This window comes from Limnospira sp. PMC 1279.21 (genome assembly GCF_032349615.1).
GTDB lineage: Bacteria > Cyanobacteriota > Cyanobacteriia > Cyanobacteriales > Microcoleaceae > Limnospira > Limnospira fusiformis.
Map to the genome: position 1 here is coordinate 1 of NZ_JARPLU010000446.1, position 921 is coordinate 921.

At 47.6% G+C, this 921-nt stretch carries 1 protein-coding gene; it reads right to left on the reverse strand.

The genetic code is table 11. The features are described 5' to 3' along the window. On the reverse strand, positions 1–719 hold a 719-nt coding region (locus P5683_RS25335), incomplete at its 3' end, for a hypothetical protein (RefSeq protein ID WP_315669513.1). Positions 720–921 lie beyond the last annotated feature (202 nt).

Consider the following 921-nt stretch of genomic DNA (forward strand, 5'->3'; position numbering starts at 1 on the left):
TGGATACCTTCTTCCTTAACAGTTTGTAACCGTTGTAAATACAGGGGTGATAGTTCCATAATTAACTCTCTCTCTTCTGGGTCTAAATTTTGCCGCGCTTCTAGCATCGCGCGCAGGTTATACAGTAATTCTAGCGTGGTTTCTCGGGTGGGATTGTCTCCTGGTAGTTGATAGAGTTCTTGCAAGGCTTGTTTTTGGACTCTCCCCGTCCCCAAAATCCGCAACCATAGAGTTTCTGCTGTCGGCGGTAGTTGGTGGATTACTATAATAGCGCTTTCCAGTCCCTTCGGCATAAAGTACACGCCACTCATCCAGTTTTCCAGGTCTACCATAGCGCCAAAATCTGCTAAGATGGCAGGGGATGCGGTCGGGGTCAGAATCCACAACCGGGGTGATTCTCCGGGAGCGAGCCGTCGTTTTTCCCGTTTGGCTTGGCGTTCCCATTGCGCCTTCATCTCTAATATCTTCACTAGACAACTGCGAATTTCTCCGGGTTGAACGGGATTGCTGAAAGGCTCAAAAACCGCTGGGGTGGTGGCTAATCTTCCTAATAAGCCTAGGTTACTCGCCGAGGCGATATTTTCGGGGTTGGGTGTGAAAAAGATGTCAATTTCTCGCCTTTCTGAAGCTAGGGTTTTGCTGGTTTCAGTTTGACCTAATGGCTTTAAGAGTTCCTGGATATATTGCTTGGTGAATTGGTCGTAGATAAATCGGGTCATTTATAGCTATTTTCGAGGTCTCTAATTATTAATTATACTCTAGTCTGGCTCCGACAGCAGCCCTCAACTGCTGCCTTCACCCCGCCAACTGAGAAACCCGGTTTCTTTGAGAAACCGGGTTTCTTAACCCCCCGGTTATATGTCACCGGAAAAGCGAGCCAAAAGTTCTTCCCGTGATAACTGCCAAATCAACTGAGCTTGT